This is a genomic window from Parafrankia irregularis (assembly GCF_001536285.1).
Lineage (GTDB): Bacteria > Actinomycetota > Actinomycetes > Frankiales > Frankiaceae > Parafrankia > Parafrankia irregularis.
In genome coordinates this window covers 50,609-67,715 of record NZ_FAOZ01000039.1, presented here as the reverse complement: position 1 = coordinate 67,715, position 17,107 = coordinate 50,609, and the positions used below count along the sequence as shown (strand labels likewise).

The 17,107-nt window shown below is 73.3% G+C and carries 12 protein-coding genes; 7 read left to right on the top strand and 5 right to left on the bottom strand.

Translation table 11 applies throughout. The features are described from left to right. Positions 1-490: 490 nt before the first annotated feature. The 3 genes from AWX74_RS34465 to AWX74_RS34455 form a co-directional block, all read right to left on the bottom strand. A complete protein-coding gene (locus tag AWX74_RS34465; RefSeq protein WP_054566714.1) occupies positions 491-1,723 on the bottom strand; it encodes an ornithine cyclodeaminase family domain in 1,233 nt (410 codons plus the stop codon). 147 nt (positions 1,724-1,870) lie between these two features. Beyond that, positions 1,871-2,815 (bottom strand): hypothetical protein, encoded by a 945-nt coding sequence (locus tag AWX74_RS34460; protein ID WP_091285262.1) that lies wholly within the window; start codon positions 2,813-2,815, stop codon positions 1,871-1,873. Next, positions 2,812-3,636 (bottom strand): alpha/beta hydrolase, encoded by an 825-nt coding sequence (locus AWX74_RS34455; protein ID WP_091285258.1) that lies wholly within the window; start codon positions 3,634-3,636, stop codon positions 2,812-2,814. Before AWX74_RS34455 ends, AWX74_RS34460 begins: the two co-directional genes overlap by 4 nt. Positions 3,637-4,217: 581 nt before the next feature. Here AWX74_RS34455 and AWX74_RS34450 point away from each other — a divergent pair. The 5 genes from AWX74_RS34450 to AWX74_RS34430 all read left to right on the top strand — a co-directional run bounded on the left by AWX74_RS34450 (position 4,218) and on the right by AWX74_RS34430 (position 10,155). Next, positions 4,218-5,120, top strand: coding sequence for a lysophospholipid acyltransferase family protein (locus tag AWX74_RS34450; RefSeq protein WP_091285254.1), 903 nt, complete (start codon positions 4,218-4,220; stop codon positions 5,118-5,120). A 178-nt stretch (positions 5,121-5,298) separates the two neighbouring features. Then, entirely contained in the window at positions 5,299-6,675 is a 1,377-nt protein-coding gene (locus AWX74_RS34445; RefSeq protein WP_091285251.1) for a hypothetical protein, read from the top strand. An 80-nt stretch (positions 6,676-6,755) separates the two neighbouring features. Beyond that, positions 6,756-7,283, top strand: a complete 528-nt coding sequence (locus tag AWX74_RS34440) for a polyadenylate-specific 3'-exoribonuclease AS (protein WP_054566719.1) — start codon at positions 6,756-6,758, stop codon at positions 7,281-7,283. Between the two features lie 290 nt (positions 7,284-7,573). Then, positions 7,574-8,599 carry a 6-phosphofructokinase gene (locus tag AWX74_RS34435; RefSeq protein ID WP_091285248.1) on the top strand — a complete coding sequence of 342 codons (1,026 nt, stop codon included), beginning with the start codon at positions 7,574-7,576 and terminating at the stop codon, positions 8,597-8,599. A gap of 194 nt (positions 8,600-8,793) precedes the next feature. Then, on the top strand, positions 8,794-10,155 hold the full coding sequence (locus AWX74_RS34430; RefSeq protein WP_091285245.1) for a class II 3-deoxy-7-phosphoheptulonate synthase: 1,362 nt from the start codon (positions 8,794-8,796) through the stop codon (positions 10,153-10,155). 51 nt (positions 10,156-10,206) lie between these two features. Here AWX74_RS34430 and AWX74_RS34425 read toward each other — a convergent pair whose 3' ends face one another. Both AWX74_RS34425 and pknB read right to left on the bottom strand, forming a co-directional pair. Then, entirely contained in the window at positions 10,207-12,273 is a 2,067-nt protein-coding gene (locus AWX74_RS34425) for a DUF5667 domain-containing protein (RefSeq protein ID WP_131799610.1), read from the bottom strand. A gap of 167 nt (positions 12,274-12,440) precedes the next feature. Further along, positions 12,441-14,426, bottom strand: a complete 1,986-nt coding sequence (pknB, locus tag AWX74_RS34420) for a Stk1 family PASTA domain-containing Ser/Thr kinase (RefSeq protein ID WP_091285288.1) — start codon at positions 14,424-14,426, stop codon at positions 12,441-12,443. 401 nt (positions 14,427-14,827) lie between these two features. Here pknB and AWX74_RS34415 point away from each other — a divergent pair, with 401 nt between their 5' ends. Together AWX74_RS34415 and thiH are read left to right on the top strand one after the other, a co-directional pair. Next, on the top strand, positions 14,828-15,799 hold the full coding sequence (locus tag AWX74_RS34415; RefSeq protein WP_091285238.1) for a thiazole synthase: 972 nt from the start codon (positions 14,828-14,830) through the stop codon (positions 15,797-15,799). After that, on the top strand, positions 15,799-16,980 hold the full coding sequence (gene thiH, locus AWX74_RS34410; protein WP_091285237.1) for a 2-iminoacetate synthase ThiH: 1,182 nt from the start codon (positions 15,799-15,801) through the stop codon (positions 16,978-16,980). The genes AWX74_RS34415 and thiH overlap by 1 nt, the downstream gene beginning before the upstream one ends. The last annotated feature ends 127 nt before the right edge of the window (positions 16,981-17,107 follow it).

The window sequence follows — 17,107 nt, the reverse complement described above, 5'->3', positions numbered from 1 at the left end:
GCAGCAGCAGAAGTGTCGATCATGAGGATCACCGGGCCAGGGGTGTCGTCGCTCTATCGGACCCGCGCATCGTCACACCGACCACCGACAGTTCTCACAACCCCGACCCAATCCTGGCTCGTCCAACTCCGGCCTCGATTCCCGACCGCGGTGACGGCGACCGTGGTGACAGCGACCGTCCGCGCCGGGTGGAGCGGTTCAGCGGAACCACCCCACACTCGGTTACCGCGGTCCCAGGTTGTCCGATGCGCAACTGCGCAGGGCCCAGGAAGCCGGCCGTGTCGACCTCGAATGGGATCCCGTCGACATCCTCATGTTCGTCAATCGAATCGCCATGTCGCGGCTGCCGAGCCCGATCTGGCCCCTTCCGGCGAGGTCCGCGTTCCGGCGACGTCCGCGACTCTTATTCATGGCAGCTCGCCGGGCGGCCACCGCCGCGGCCGTGCAGGCCCTTTCCCGCCACGGCGGACGAGGCGGCAGCCCAAGGGGGTCAGGCGTGGTAGTCGGGGACGAGCTCGGTGGCGAGCTGCTCGAGGAACAGGCCCGCGTCGGCGACCACGCCGAGGGCATGGGCCGACGTCCGGTCCGTCAGCCCGGTCACCGTCGACGGGTTCATGTCGACGCAGGCCACCGGCACCGACGCCGGCAGGATGTTCCCGGTCGCGACCGAGTGCAGGGTGGTCGCGACCATCACGGTGAAGCCGACGCCACGCAGCGCGGCGCGCATCGCCCGCTGACCGGCGAGGATGTCGGTGTGCACGTCGGGCAGCGGGCCGTCGTCCCGGACCGAGCCGACCAGGACGAACGACTTCCCGGCCTTCACCATCGCGTGCATGATTCCCTCGGTGACCAGCCCGCTCTCCACCGCCGCCCGGATCGACCCGGCACGGCGGATCGTGTTCACGGTGCGGATGTGCTGCTCGTTGCCGCGCTGCACCCGCCGGCTGTGCGGGCTGCCGAGGCCGAACGAGCTGCCGAACAGCGCGCGTTCGAGGTCGAGGGTGGCAAGCGCGTTCCCGCCGAAGAGCACATCGACGAAGCCCGCCTCGACCAGGGCGGTCATCGCCCGGGACGCCCCGGTGCTCACCACGGCCCGCCCGGCGACCCACAGGACCTGGTAGCCCTCCGCCTTGATCTCGCGGATCTGGCGGGCGACGGTCTTGACCAGCACCGCCTGCGGGCGTGCCGCGCTGGAGCTGAACGACATCGACGCGAACTCGCCGTGCACCCGGGTCGAGTGGTCGGCGACGGGCAGCACGACCTTCACCCCGTCGGCACCACAGACGATCATGTCACCGGCGCGGACGTCGGCCACCGGAACGGTGCGCACCCGGCCGCCGGAGACGATGAGCCCACAGTCCATCTCCGGGTGCTCGACGGGTACCCACTGGCCGCCGAGGTGCACGACGGTCTCCAGGTTCGTCGTCGAGTAGAAGTCCTCCGGGAAGACGCCGTCGGCTTCGGCGGGCCGGGTCACGGCTTCGCCGGAGACCAGCTTGTTCACCCCGTGGACCTGGACGCGCATCAGGATCCGCGCGAGGGTGGACGCGGAGTCGGCCCCGACGGTGATGACGGCGTGGGACTCGTCGTCGTGGGTCCGCCCAAGGTCGATCTTGTCGACCCGGTAGTCGCCACCGTAGGCGAGGACGTCGTCCAACACCCGTGCCAGCACGCCGGTGTCCATGAGGTGTCCGTGCACCTCGACCTGCTCATGAAAACGCACGCAGCCGCCCTTCGCCTGTCCTGCCGGTCCGCCAGTCGCGCTGCCTCACGCCACTGCGGAAGGCTGCGCCGGTCGTGCAAATGCCGGTCGTGCAAATGCCGATGGACCGGGCGGCCCGCGGGACCGCCCGGTGTTCCACCGGCGTGATCAGACGACCGCGCCGTCGTCCGGTCCGTCGAAGTCCGTCGGGGGCCGGTCACCCAGGCGGGCGACCAGCGTCCCGACGCCGCCGAGAATGAGCAGGACGCCTGCGACGTCCCGCGATCGAGCCTGCACCATCCCGATCAGGGACGGCACCACCAGGATCGCCACGCCGAGCGCGATGGAGCCGAGCGCCCAGCGGGTGCCCGGCCGCATCCGCGGGATCGGCGGCGCCGGCGGCGGAATGTAGTGGTCTTCGTCCGGGTCCTCGCCGGCGGAGAACGGGTCCGCGCCGCCGGCGGGCCGCAACGCCGCCCGCACGGCCTCGTCAAGCCGGTCGATGTCGCCGGGCCTGGAGCCGCTCGGCGGCGTGTCGCCGTCCCGGTCCCGGTCTTGGTCTTGGCCGCCGTCCCGGTCGCGGTCCGCTTCGCCGGTCGGTGCGCGATCGACGTCGCCACCGGTGAACGGGGAGGGGGACGAGGACGGCGCCGCCGGGGACGGGGGGATGGTCCGCTCGCCCGGGTCGTCCTCGGCGAGGTGACGCCCGTCCGGCGGCATCCCGTCCGGGCGCCGGCCGGACGGCCTGATGATGATGATCGGTGACCGCCGGGGCTCGTCGAGGTCCTCGGCGGCAGGCCACGACTGCTCGCTGCCCGCCGGCTCCTCGTGGAAACGAGCGACCAGGTCGAGGAAAGCCGCCTCGTCGGTGGCCGGGGAACGTCCGGCGCCGGCGCCGGCGCCGGCGCCGGTGTCCGTGCTGCGGGTGTCAGCGTCGCCGGTGTCCGCGGCGGCAGCAGCCGAGGGGGCAGCAGACGAGGGGGTGTCGCCCGGGCTGGTCGGGTCGTCCCCCGCCGGGGTCGCCCCCGTCGGGGCGGTGGGGCTGCCGGGCTCCGTGGGAACGCGGTCGGGGTCCGCGTCCTGCGGCCCGGCGCCGGAGACGTGATCGGTCATCGCGCCGCGGCCTCGGGCTGCGTGGTGACGAACTCCACACTACCTTTGAAGATCGTTTCCTTGTCGTTGTCGAGCGTCGCCACGTGGTAGCTGTCGTGCAGGAGCCGTTCCTCCACGGGTGCCGACGTGATCCCCTCGAGCAGCAGCCGGCCGGACGTCGGCTCGACCACGTGGTCGACGACGCTGCGATAGGCCACCACCGGGCACACGATCCGCCCGAGATCCGCACGGGTGACGGCCCACAGCTCGCGCAGGGAGGCGAACGCCCTCGTCGGTACCCGTGCGTAGCCGACCTCCCGGACACCGGACGCACGGATGTCACCCGCGACGCCGGGGACGGTCGGCATGACCCGCCAGAGCAGCGGCGCCAGCACGGCGATCCGCCGGTCCGTCCCGAGGCTCGCGTTGACGGTCACCGCGCCGGCGACGCGGGCCCCGTGCACCTCGGCGAGGCGGAGCGTGAGGGTACCGCCCATCGACAGCCCCATGACGAAGACCCGCTCGCAGGTGCGGCTCAGCTCGCCGAAGGCCTCGTCGGCGGCGCCGAACCAGTCCTGCCAGGTGGTGCGGGCCATGTCCTGCCAGCGGGTGCCGTGGCCGGGCAGCCGCGGGCAGCTCACCCGCAGCCCGGCGGCGGCGAGATGCTCACCCCACGGGCGCATGCTGTGCGGCGAGCCGGTGAAGCCGTGCACGAGCAACACACCGGTTCCGCCGTCCCCGCCGGCAGCCCCCGGGCCCGCGCCGGCATCGGCCGTGCCGGCACCGCGAAGATCGAAAGGCTCGGCGCCAGGCAGGACCGCCGACTCCGGGACTCCCGCCATTGGCTATCCACTCCCTCCGCGTCGAGTGCCCACGACGCACCCGCCGCAGATCATGGGGTGGGCACTCCCGGTGACGGTACGGGCAGCGCACCCGGAGTCGCGTGAGGGCCGGCCGACCGAACCGTGGCCGCTGAGCCCGACATGCCGCCGGTCGGCCCCAGCGCGGGGGTGGTCAGGGGTGGCCCGGCGCGCCCTCTGGCTGCGGGAGAACCGACACCGACAATTGCATGCTCGCATGCCAGGGCCCGACTGGCCATGGTCGCGTGCTTTTCCTGACTTCTCGGCCGGGCCACTGATCGTCCGGTGTGTTCCGTGCGTGACTCCTCTACCGCCGGGCGTGGTCCCCGCCCGCTGTTCGGACGGACCCGGCCTCCCAGCTCCGCGAGGCGGCCGGAGAATGACACTCCGACGTCGGCGCCGTGTGGTGGACGATGCCGTGTGGTGGACGATGTCGTGAGGGGTCCATATGGTCACCCCGGGCAACCCGTTCCACCCGTTCCCCGTTGGGTATGGGTGAGGCCGGGCGCGGGCGTCCGGGAATGCCGCCGGCGGGCGGCGGTGCGACGAAGCGGGGAGCTTGCGTGTTGTACTGGGTCGTCAAGGCCATCCTGACGCCGGTGCTGCGGCTGTTCTGGCGGCCGTGGGTGGAGGGTCTCGACCAGGTGCCCACCCGGGGGCCGGCGATCCTCGCCAGTAACCACCTGAGTTTTCTGGACTCCTTCTTCCTGCCGCTGGTGGTGCCTCGGCGGATCACCTTCCTCGCGAAGAGTGACTATTTCACCGGGGTCGGCTTCAAGGGCTGGAGCAAGCGGAAGTTCTTCAAGGGGGTCGGTCAGGTCCCGATCGACCGCAGTGGCGGCCGGGCCAGTGAGGGCGCGCTGCGTACCGGTGTGCGGGTGCTCGGCTCCGGCGAGCTGCTCGGGATCTACCCGGAGGGCACGCGTTCGCCGGACGGCCGGCTCTACCGCGGGAAGATCGGCGTCGCACGGATGGCTCTGGAGGCCGGCGTGCCCGTGATTCCGGTGGCGATGATCGGGACGTTCGAGGTCCAGCCGCCGGGCCAGTTCATGCCGCGCATCCGCCGGGTCGGAATCCGGATCGGGCGTCCGCTCGACTTCAGCCGGTACGCCGGGATGGCTGACGACCGCTTCGTGCTCCGGTCGATGACGGACGAGATCATGTACGAGCTGATGTCGCTGTCCGGCCAGGAGTACGTCGACATGTACGCGCAGCGGCGCAAGGAGGAGCTCGCCGCGGCCCGTGAGGCCCAGGCCAGGGAGGCGGGCCGGGGCCAGGCGGAGCCCTCGGCCGTGGTCGAGCCCTCGGCCGTGGTCGAGCCCTCGGCCGTGGCCGAGCCGCCGGCCGTGGTCGAGTCGCCGGTCGTGGCGGAGCCTTCGGGTGTGGCCGAGCCGCCGGTTGTGGGGGAGGGGCCGGCCACCCGCGCGGGGAAGGATCCCGAGCGGGCACCGGTCTCCGGTTCCTGAGCGCGCACAACCGTGCCCGAATCCGCTGCCCCAGGCGGCTCCCAGACCGCTACCCCAGGCCGGTCTGACCCGTTTGGGGAGGGCACGGCAAGATTGCACCGTGCGTGGCGTGACGGGGTTTTTGCCGAGGAGATCCAGCCGTCGGGCCGGGCGTCGGACCGGCCGGTCGGTCGCGGCGGTGCCGCTGCTGGCACTGCTGCTGCTTGCCGTCCCGATCATCCCTGCTGGCGGCGCCGGGCCGGTCGGGCGCGCTGAGGCGACCTCCGCGCCGGGCACCGCGCAGGCGGCCGCCGCGGCCCAGCCGCCCGCCGGCACCGTGTCGCGAACAGGCAGCTTCCTCACCGACACCGCAGGGCGGGTGGTGCTGCCGCGCGGCGTCACCGTGCCCGCGGGGACCGTGCCCACTGCCGCCGACATGGCCCGGTGGATCGACTACGGCTTCACCGGCAGCCGTCTCGAGGTGCCGATGACGGCCGGCGGACGGTTCCCGCCCAACGGTGAGCGACCTCCGGCTGGCGACCCCGAACAGGGCGGGCTGGAGCAGGCCGGGGCCGTCGTACGTGACCTCACCGACCACGGCCTGTTCGTCGTGATCGGCATCGTTCCCGGCAGCGCGGGCTACACGCCCTCGACGTCCGATCTGGCGGCCGGGCTGCGGCGGCTCGCGGGCCGGTTCGGTGCGGTCGGCGGGCTGATCGGCTTCGAGGTGCCGGCCTCGACGGCCGCCGAGGACCTTGCCGCCACCCTGCGCTCCAGTGATCCCAACCACACGCTGTGGGTCGCTCAGGCGGCACCGTTCGACCCGGCGGCCAGGGTCGCCGCGAACGGCGCGGCCGGGTACATCACCGGCTGGGCGGACGGCTCCCGGGCCCGGGTCGGGGCGCTGGCCGACGCCGGCGACGTGTTCAACCTGGGCTGGTTCTACGACGAGCCGGTCACCGGCCGTCCCGGGACCGGCATCGGCGCCGGCCAGGTGCGGGCCGCGGCCACCCCTCCGGCGGAGGTCGTCCGGCCCTACCCGGCCGCGGTGGCGGGCGTTCCGGAGTCGTACGGGAGCGACGCCTCGGGAGTGTTCCGCCTCACCTACCGCACCTCCTCGGCGATGCGCGGCGCCTTCCCGGCCGGCACGGCGACCGCGATCGTCGTGCCGGGGTGGAGCTACTCGTCGGGCTACCAGGTCCGGGTGACAGGTGGCCAGGTCACCTCGGCGCCCGGCGCGGGCGTTCTGTGCGTCGTCGCCTCGGCCGGCGCGGCCGAGGTCAGCGTGGAGGTCGCACCGGCGACTGGTGCCGCGCCCGTCGCGCCGGCCCGGGCGGGTGCGGTGAACTGCTCGTCGGGCGCGGCGCACCTGGCGCAGGCCGGGCAGGGGCCGCAGGCGGCCGACGACGCTGCGGCCGGCGAGGCCGCAGCCGGCGGCGGCGGTCGCGCTGGCGCCGCCACTGGCGGTGGCGACGATGCCGACTCCCCGCTGTTGCTGCTGGTCCTTCCGCTGCTCGGCGCGGCGCTGACCGCGGCCGTGCTCGGGCCGCTCTTCCTGCGCCTTCGGCGCCGCTGACCGGACGGTCCGCGCGGGTGCCCCCGGCCGGCGGGGATGCCCGCGGCGGCGCCCCTCGACCCGCGGGGCACACTGGACGAGTGGGCGGCCGATTCTTCTACGACACCGAGTTCATCGAACGCGACGATTCCGGCCATCACTGGCTTGATCTGGTGAGCATCGGAATCGTCAGCGAGGACGGCGAGCGTGAGTTCTACGCCGTCTCCACCGAGTTCGATCCGGCCCACGCCGTCCCCTGGGTGCGGCGCAACGTCCTCGACCGGCTGCCGCCGCCGGCGAGCCCCAGCTGGATGTCGCGGGAGCGGATCCGGGACGAGGTGGTCCGCTTCCTGACCGCGGACGGTGCCCCGGAGCTGTGGGCCTGGTACGCCGCCTACGATCATGTGGTCCTCTGCCAGCTCTTCGGGAAGATGCCGGCCCTGCCGCGGCGGCTGCCGCGGTTCACCCATGACCTGCGGCAGCTGTGGGAGGACGTCGGCAGCCCGACGCTCCCGCCGCCGCCCCCCGACGCGCACGACGCGCTCGCGGACGCGCGGCACAACCTCGCCCGCTGGCAGGTCCTCAGCGCGTTGCGCCAGCGGATCGTCGCCGACGCGCCGTCCGGGTAGCCGCCCAGGGCTCCGCCCCGCTCCACCAGGCCCGCTCCACCAGGCCCCGCTCTCCCGCGGACGTCCCTTGGCGCACTCGGGTGTGTCTTCGTGCGCTCGGGCCGTCCCCGCGCTCGCCTCGACGTCCGTGTTCGCCTCGACCTGCCTGCCGCCGGACGTCCAATATTACTGAGAGTGTTTGACATGCCACGCCGAGTTTCTGAATGGCGTCGAGGTTGGGCGGTTGCGGGCTAGGCTGCCGCCGGAAGTGGGAGGGATCGGGGGCGACTCGGGAAGAGAGGGCCCTGGCTGTGAGGATCGGTGTGCTGACCGGCGGTGGCGACTGCCCCGGACTGAACGCGGTCATCCGCGGCGTCGTCCGCAAGGGAGTCGGCCTTTACGGCCACAGCTTCGTCGGATTCCGGGACGGGTGGCGCGGCCCGCTGGAGAACGACACCATGCCCCTGGACATCGCCGCCGTGCGCGGAATCCTGCCCCGCGGCGGCACCATCCTGGGCTCCAGCCGGACGAATCCGTTCGCCTCGGCGGACGGTCCGGCCCGCGTCCGGGAGACGATGCGGCGCACGGGCGTCGACGCCCTGATCGCCATCGGCGGTGAGGACACCCTGGGTGCCGCGGCGCGTCTGCATGCGGAGGGCGTCCCGGTGATCGGGGTACCGAAGACGATCGACAACGACCTGTCCGCCACCGACTACACGTTCGGTTTCGACACCGCGGTGAACATCGCCACGGAGGCGATCGACCGGCTGCACACGACGGCCGAGAGCCACCACCGTGTCCTCGTGGTGGAGGTCATGGGCCGGCACGCCGGCTGGATCGCGCTGCACAGCGGCATGGCCGCGGGGGCGAACGTCATCCTGATCCCGGAGCGGCCGTTCGACATCGACAAGGTCTGCGCCTTCGTCGAACAGCGGTTCGCCACCAGCTACGCGCCGATCATCGTGGTGGCGGAGGGCGCTACTCCGATCGCCGGGACCATGATGGCGAAGGAGGGTGAGCTGGACGCCTTCGGCCATGTGCGCCTGCAGGGGATCTCCGCGCTGCTGGAGACCGAGATCAGAGGGCGGACGGGTCGCGAGACCCGGGCGACGGTCCTCGGCCATGTCCAGCGGGGCGGGACGCCGACCGCCTTCGACCGCTGGCTGGCGACCCGGTTCGGGCTGCACGCCGTCGACGCCGCGCACGACGGCGACTTCGGCGTGATGGTCGCCCTGCACGGGACCAGGGTGGAGCGGGTGCCGCTCGCGGAGGCCACCGGCGAGCTCAAGACCGTGCCTGAGTACCTGTACGAGGAGGCCGAGGTCTTCTTCGGCTGACAGCGCACCAGCGCACCAGCGCCCCGGCGTCAGTACCGCGCCGAATCACCCGATCCACCCAGACCACCCGAACCGTCCGGACCGCCGGCCTGGCAGGCGGTCCGGACGGTTCGGCTGTCTGACGGGCGACGGTCCGGCGGGCGACGGACGAAAGCACGGGAGTTCTCGCCGACAGACCCGTACCCTGGTGACTCGTGAGCAATGACCTGGACATCTGGCGGACCCTTCCGGCCAGGCAGCAGCCCTCCTGGCCCGACCAGGGCGAGCTTGCGGCGGCGTTCGCCGAGCTGTCAGGGCTGCCTCCGCTGGTCACGGCGCCTGAGGTGCGTTCGCTGACCGACCGGCTCGCGATGGTCGCCCGCGGCGAGGCCTTCCTGCTCCAGGGCGGGGACTGCGCGGAGACGTTCGCCGCCAACACGGCCAACAAGATCCGTGACAAGGTCAAGACCCTGCTGCAGATGGCGGTGGCGCTGACCTACGGCGCGAGCACCCCGGTGGTGAAGGTCGCGCGTATCGCCGGACAGTACGCCAAGCCGCGTTCGGCGGACATCGAGTCGTCGACCGGGCTGCCCTCCTACCGGGGCGACGCGGTGAACGACATCGCGGCGACGCCGGAGGCCCGCCGCCCGGACCCGAAGCGGATGGTCGCCGCCTACCACCAGAGTGCCGCCGCGCTGAACCTGGTCCGGGCCTTCGCGACCGGCGGCTTCGCGGATCTGTCCAAGGTGCACGAGTGGAACAAGGCCTTCGTCCGTGACTCGGCCGCCGGCCGCCGGTACGAGCTGATGGCTGTCGACATCGAGCGTGCGCTGGCGTTCATGGCGGCCTGCGGGATCGACCTCGAGCGGACCGCGGCGCTGACCGGCGTGGAGATCTTCACCAGCCACGAGGGCCTCCTCATGGAGTACGAGCGCGCGCTGACCCGTACGGAGGAGTCGACCGGCGAGGTCTACGACCTGTCGGCGCACATGATCTGGATCGGCGAGCGCACCCGTGACCTCGACGGCGCGCACGTCGACTTCCTGTCCCGGGTCGGCAACCCGATCGGCTGCAAGGTCGGCCCCACCGCCTCGCCGGACGACGTCCTGGCCCTCACCGAGCGGCTCAACCCGGAGCACATCCCCGGGCGGCTCACGCTGATCGCGCGGATGGGCGCCAAGCGCGTCCGCGACGTGCTGCCCCCGATCATCGACAAGGTGAACGCCGCCGGGCATCCCGTGGTGTGGTCCTGCGACCCGATGCACGGCAACACCCAGGACGTCAGCGGCGTCAAGACCCGGCACTTCGACGACGTCCTGGACGAGGTCTTCGGGTTCTTCGAGGTGCACCGGGGCCTGGGCACCCACCCGGGTGGGCTGCACATCGAGCTGACCGGGGAGAACGTGACCGAGTGCCTCGGCGGTGCCGAGCAGATCGGTGAGGCTGATCTCGGTGGCCGCTACGAGACCGCCTGTGACCCGCGGCTGAACACCGGGCAGGCACTTGAGCTGGCCTTCCTGGTGGCGGAGATGCTCCAGCAGACCCGCGCCGATCGGGACGCCCGCCACCACCGCTGAGCGGCGCCGGCCCGCGCAGCGGTGCCGGCCGACGACGACCCCTGCCGACGACTATTCGGCGGGGGTCGCCTGCGTCTGGCCCGGTGCGTCGGCGGATGAGGTCGTAGCTCCGAGCACGGTGGTCCCCGACTCCGTGGCGGGCACCGGTTCCGTGGCGGGCGCCGGTTCCGCGCTGCCTGCCACGATGTCGCCCGCCATGTTGCCGCCCGCCCGGGCCGCGGCGCCGTCGGACGCGACGGACTGCGGCGAGGCCGCCTGCGCGGTGCCGTCGGCGGCAGCCGCCGTGGAGCCCGCGTCAGGGTCGGAGCTGACGCCGAACCCGACGCCGACGTAGGACACCAGGTCCCTGGAGGCGTCGAGGAGGCCGGCGGTCTCCAGCGCTCCCGCCCAGGCCGTCGCGTCGAGGCCGGCGGAAGCCTGCGGGGTGGCGGTGGCGCTCTGCGGCGTCACCGGGTCGGTGCTCGGCTGCGCCGCCGGCTCCGATACGGACGACGCTTCTGCTCCTGCGGCACCGGCACCGGCACCGGCGTCAGCACCGGCGTCGGCGCGGGTACGGGCGTCGGCACCGGCGTCAGCGGCTGAGCTTGACGGCGGTGCCGGCAGCGGCAGGCTGGGAGCGATGCCGCTGGCCGCGGCGTCGATCGCCGGCGCTTCCGGGGAGGTCTGTGCCGGCTGGGTGGCGGCCTGCGACTGGGGCGGCCCGACCGTGCTCGCCCGCGGGGGGCGGGGAGCTGGCCCGGGGTTCGCCGTCGCTGTTCCCGCCGAGCTGTTCCCGTCGCCCGCGGTGGCGGTGCCCGGCCCGAGGGCGGATCCGCTCCCGGAGCCGACCGGTGTCGAAGGCCCCCCGGAATGTGCGGAGGTGAAGGTCAGTACCGAGCCGACGTCGCGGATGATGCGGCGCGCCTCGGTCGCGTCGGGACCAGCGCTGCTCCCGAGCACGCCCAGCAGCGCGTCGAGGCGCGTCGACTGATCCGTGTTGAATTCGTTGAGCGTCTTCCAGGCGTCGGTGTTCCCGGAACGGATCTCCTCGATGAGGACCTCGCTGCCGGCCGCCGCGTCGGTGCACCAGTCGTGCAGCAGCGCAGCCGCCGTGGTGAGGTCGCGCGCCCGGACGGACCCGCCCCCGGCCGTCGCGTGAGCCGTCGGGGGCATGGCGGCGGTCTGCCCGCCCGCCGTCGGTGCGCCGCCAGCGCCCGCAGCGCCGGTGTGGGCGCCTGGCCGGCCCGCGGGGGAACCTGCCGGCGCCTGCGCCGCCGGCGCACCGGCCGGCCACTGCTCCCCGGGCGCCGGGCTGAGCCCCGCCTCGCCGGCACCAGGACGGGCCCTTGGGTCAGGCTCCGCGGCTGCGACCGGGTCGCCGGTGGAGCCGGGCCGCCCGGCGTCGCCGTGACCCGAACCGGTGTGGGTGCCCGCGTCCACGGCGGCATCCCCGGTGGCCGAGGTGGCCTGACCGAGGACGGCGGTGAGCTCGTTCATCCTCGTCCGGGCCACCGCCAGCTGGGCCTTGGCCCGTTCCACCCGGCTGGCCGCGAGGCTGACCTGGAGCTGCTCCACATGGCGCTTCACGCCGTACAGGAACTCGCCGGGCAGTGCGTCGGTGGAGCTCACCGCGACGCCGACCGCCGCGACGGACGCCGCCAGCGCTCCGACCAGCGCGGGACGGGCCGAGCGGACAGCTCTGCGCAGATGTGCCCGGTCGGGGCGGGTGACGATCGTGGCCCGGTGGGCCGGTGCGGCGCCGGTTCCCCCCGTTCCGGCGGTACCCGCTGTGTCAGCCGTACCCGCCGCGTCAGCCGCGTCAGCCGCCGCGTCGACCGGGCCAGGCGCGCCGGTTGGGCTGGTCGCGCTGACCGGCTCGGGCACGCTGATCGGGCCGGTCGTCCCGGCCGGGCCGGCGGCGGCGTCGGTGAGACCGGCGATGCTCAGGCGGGCGAGCAGCATGGCGCGGGTCTCCGCGCGGGTGCTGGGTGACATCGCCGGGACGGGCAGGGCCCGCAGGGTGGAGATGGTTCGGGCAAGCTGCTGTTCGTACTCGTCGCGCGGGGGACGCCCGCCGTCGAGCAACGCGGCGGCACGGTCTGCCCGCGCGCTTCGCCGGCGCGGCCCACCACTCGCCACCACGCCGCCCCCCGCGTTCTGGCTCCGGTACTCCGGGACCGCGGCTCACGGCCCGAGTGAAGATCGAATGTACCCGATCGGGGTCGCGGAGGCCGTGACGCCGACTGTTTCCCGACGGCGCGGCGCCCGGCCCGGCGGACCAGCCGGGCCGGGTCAGCCGCCGGCTCTCAGAGCCCCCACTCCATCTGCAGCTGGACCGTGCTGCCTCGCTCGAGTTTGCTACCGGCCTTCGGCTTCTGGGACTTCACCTTGTTGAGGAGCCAGTCCTGCCGGGTGGCCTTGAGCCCCACGCGGTTCAGGATGCGTTCGGCGTCCGACCAGGACTTGCCCACGACGTTGGGCACGGTCACCATGACCCCGCTGCCGTCGCCGCCACCGGAGTCGGAGTCGGAGTCGGAGTCCTTGGCGACGAAGAGGGTCACCGTGGCGCCGGCGTTCACCCGTTGGCCGGGGTTCGGCGACGTGCGCGCGACCTGGCCGGGCTCCACGCTGTCGTCGGTGATCAGCGACTGCTTCACGGTGAGGCTGAGGCCCAGCGCGTCCAGCTTCGCCTTGGCCTCGTCGTAGGTCAGCCCGACGAGGTCGCCGGGGATCTCCGCCGTCGACGGCCCGGAGCTCACGACCAGGTTCACCGGCGTGTTCCGCTCGACCGCCGTGCCGGCCTGCGGCTCGGTTCGGATGACCTGGCCCTCGGGGACGGTGTCGTTGGCCTCCGCGTTGCGCCCGCCGACCGTGAGCTTCGCCTGGGTCAGCTCGACCAGGGCCTGTTCGGCGGTCTTCCCGGCGAGAGCAGGAACGACGGCCTTCGGTGTGCCGCTGCTCAGCCGAAGCGTCACGACGGTGTCGTCGCTGATCTTGGCGCCGGTCTCCGGGTCCTGCTCGGCGACCTGGCCCTCGGCGTACGTGTCGCTGGCGAGCGTCTGGCCGTATTTGAACCTGATACCGGCCTCGTTCAGGTTCTTCTCGGCCGCCGCCTTGGTCAGCCCGAGCAGCAGCGGCACCTCGGGCTTGGTGCCGCCCAGCAGCGCGCGGAACAGGACCACACCGAGGACCAGGCAGACCACCACGACACCGGCGATGACGGCGGGGCCGGCGGGTAGCCGCCCCGACCGGGCCTCCTGCGGCCGCCGGCGGCGGCCCTGGCCCGAGCCGGTGCTGATCATGCTGGTCGGCGCGACCGGTGGCCGAGGCGGCTGCGCCGGCTGGGCGCCCGGGTACGCCCCCGCTCCTGGGCCCCGCGGCGGGGTAGGCGACTGCAACGGGCCGGTGAACCCGGAGTGGTACTCCTCGTCGTCACCGGGCGCGGGAAGGTAGGGCAGGATCGCCCGCAGCTCGGCGAGCAGCGCGGCGCCGTCGGCCGGCCGGTGGTTCGGGTCGCGGGCGGTGGCCCGCAGAGTGAGCGCGTCCAGCTCGGCGGGGACGTCGAACACCACCGAGGACGGCGCGGGCACGTCACCGTGGACGGACTGGTAGGCCACCGACATCGGCGTCTCGCCGTTGTGCGGGAGCTGGCCGGTGATCATCTCGAAGAGCATGACGCCGGCGGCGTAGACGTCGCTGCGCATGCCGGCGGTGCCGTGGGTGACCTGCTCGGGTGCCAGGTACCCGACGGTGCCCATGACGACGCCGCCGGTCACGGCCTGGGTCGGCTGGGACACCGGCCGGGCGAGCCCGAAGTCGGCGACCTTCACCTGGCCGTCGTCACCGAGCAGGATGTTCTCCGGCTTGATGTCGCGGTGGATGATCCCGGCGGCGTGCGCGGCGGCGAGCGCCTCCGCGACGGGCTCGAAGATCTCGACGACCTCGGGCACGGTCAGCCGCCCGCGGGTGGTCAGGTACTCGCGCAGCGACCGCCCGCGCACCAGCTCCATGACCAGGTAGTGCAGGACGCCGGCCGCGGTCCGGTCCGACCCCTGGTCGAGGATCGACACGACGCGTGGGGTGCTGAGCCGGGCGACCGCGTTCGCCTCCCGGTGGAACCGGGCCACGAACTCGGGGTCGTGGCTGAGGTTCGGGTGCATGATCTTGAGCGCGACGAAACGGTCGAGGCGGTTGTCGTGCGCGACGTACACCGTCGCCATCCCGCCGACGGCAAGCCGCTCCTGGGCGGTGTACCGCCCATCGAGAAGACGACCGATGACAGGGTCGGTCACCGTGGCATCCACGGGGACAGTTTACGATCGGCCGTTCCGACCGTCGGACAGTGGTCTTACTTCGCAAATCCGTCGGAGTGGCGCCCAAACGGGCGGGACTTTCGTCACAAAGTGGCGAATCTGCGCCGGAGTGGCACGATCAGTCGCGGATTTTCTTCTGGGCCGGGCGAAATCTCGGCGCCTGCGCGGGCGGCCCACCTCGGCCGGCGCGGCGCGGCTCACACCCTTTCCGCACCGTCCCCGCCGCCAGCTGCGGGAACTGGCTGGGTACCTCCACTTCTGGTGCTTACACTGTGGCGTGACCGGGGAGCCCGCGGACGCGGGCTGAGAGGCCGATCAGGATGCCGTCGGCGACCCGCAGACCCGATCGCGGTCATGCGCGCGTGGGGAGGAATCGCTCGATGACACAACAGATCACGCCGACAGGTCCTGCCATCAAGGCAGGTCCGGCCGGTGGGGCCGGCACGGCCGGTGTGGCCGCTGCGGCCGGCCTCGGGGAGGACCCCCTCCGGATCGCCGGCACCGCCTACGCCAGCCGGCTCCTGGTGGGCACCGGCAAGTTCGCCAGCCACGAGTTGATGCGGGCGAGCCTGGTCGCCTCCGGCGCCGACATCGTCACCATCGCGCTGCGCCGGGTGGACCTGTCGCGGGCGGGTGAGGGCGACGTGCTCGACTTTGTCCCGGCCGGGATGACGCTGCTGCCGAACACCTCCGGGGCGGTCGACGCGGCCGAGGCGCTGCGGCTGGCCCGGCTGGGCCGCGCGGCGACCGGCACCGCGCTGGTGAAGCTGGAGGTCACGCCGGACCCGCGTACCCTCGCACCCGACCCGATCGAGACGCTGCGCGCGGCGGAGCTGATGGTCGCCGACGGGTTCACGGTGCTCCCGTACTGCTCGGCCGACCCGGTGCTCGCCCGCCGGCTCGAGGAGGCCGGCTGCGCCACGGTGATGCCGCTCGGCAGCTGGATCGGCTCCAACCGCGGCCTGCGGACCCGGGATGCGATCGAGGCGATCGTCGAGACCGCCGGCGTCCCGGTCGTGGTCGACGCGGGCCTCGGCGCGCCGTCCGACGCCGCCGAGGCGATGGAGATCGGTGCCGACGCGGTGCTGGTCAACACCGCCATCGCGATCAGCGCCGATCCGGTCACGATGGCGCGCGCGTTCGCGCTCGCGACCACCGCGGGCCGGCTGGGGTATCTCGCCGGTCGCGCGCGGCCGGGGAGCGCGACCGCGGCCGCGGCGTCCTCCCCGCTCACCGGCTTCCTCGGCGCGCTCGCCGACGGCGGCGCCGGTGGCACGGCCGGCAGTGACGCTGTGAGCAGTGGCACGGTCGGCAGCGGCACCGTGAGCAGCGGCGTCGGCGGGGGCGCCTGATGGCCAGCCCGCCGGGCCTGTTCGCCCACGAGCTCGCCGCGCTGGACATCCCGGGCCTGGCCCGGTCCGCCCGTGAGGCGGGCCCGGCCGAGGTGGACGCCGTGCTGCGCCGGGCGGCCGCCGCCGGCCGGGGTGGCGGCGCGCGCGGCGACACCGGCGGCCGCCTCGGCCTCGCCGATCTCGCCGTGCTGCTGTCGCCGGCCGCCACCGGTCGTCTGGAGGAGCTCGCGCAGCTCGCGCAGGCGACCACACTGCGGCGCTTCGGGCGGGCGGTGCGGATGTTCGCCCCGCTCTACGTTTCGAACGCCTGCCTGTCGTCCTGCACGTACTGCGGCTTCGCGAAGGGCCTGGAGGTGGCTCGGCGCACCCTGACCCCGGAGGAGGCCGTCGGCGAGGCGCGCCTGCTGGTCGACCTCGGTTTCCGGCATCTCCTGCTGGTCTCCGGCGAGCACCGGATCGAGGTCTCCGCCGACTACCTGGTCGACGTCGTCGAGCGGCTGCGCCCGTTCGTCCCCTCGATCAGCATCGAGACCCAGACCTGGTCGGACGACACCTACACCAGGCTGGTCGCGGCCGGCCTGGAGGGCGCCATCCACTATCAGGAGACCTACGACCGGGCGCGCTACGCCGAGGTCCACGTCGCCGGGTGGAAACGCGACTTCGACCGCCGGCTGGCCTCGTTCGAGCGGGCGGCCCGCGCCGGGGTGCGGCGCCTGGGCCTGGGGGTGCTGCTCGGGCTCGCACCGGACTGGCGGGCCGACATCCTCGCGCTCGCCGCGCACGCCTCGTTCCTCAGCCGCCGCTTCTGGCGGACGGAGGTCTCGGTGGCCCTGCCCAGGATCAAGCCGAGCGCCAGTGGTTTCCCGCCCACCGTGGTGGTCTCCGACGCCCAGTTCGTCCAGGCACACGCGGCACTGCGGCTGTTCGAGCCGGATGTCGCCATCTCGTTGTCGACGAGGGAGCCGGCGGCGCTGCGCGACGGGCTGGCCCGCATCGCGGTCACGACGATGAGCGCCGGTTCGTCCACCGAGCCCGGCGGCTACGGCCGGCCCGGCACCGCCCAGGAACAGTTCTCGATCTCCGACGAGCGCTCCCCGGCGGACATCGCGGCGATGCTGGTGGCGGCCGGTTACGAGCCGGTCTGGAAGGACGCCTTCCCGCTGGTGGACGCGTCCCGGTGAACGCAGGGCGGGCAGGCGATGCTATATCCCGGTGGTGTGGGCCGCTCGCCGCTGTGGTCGAAACGACTACCGCGCGACGCCAGGAAAAGGCGCCAATAGCTTCAGGATGCATGGATCAGGTGGGCTG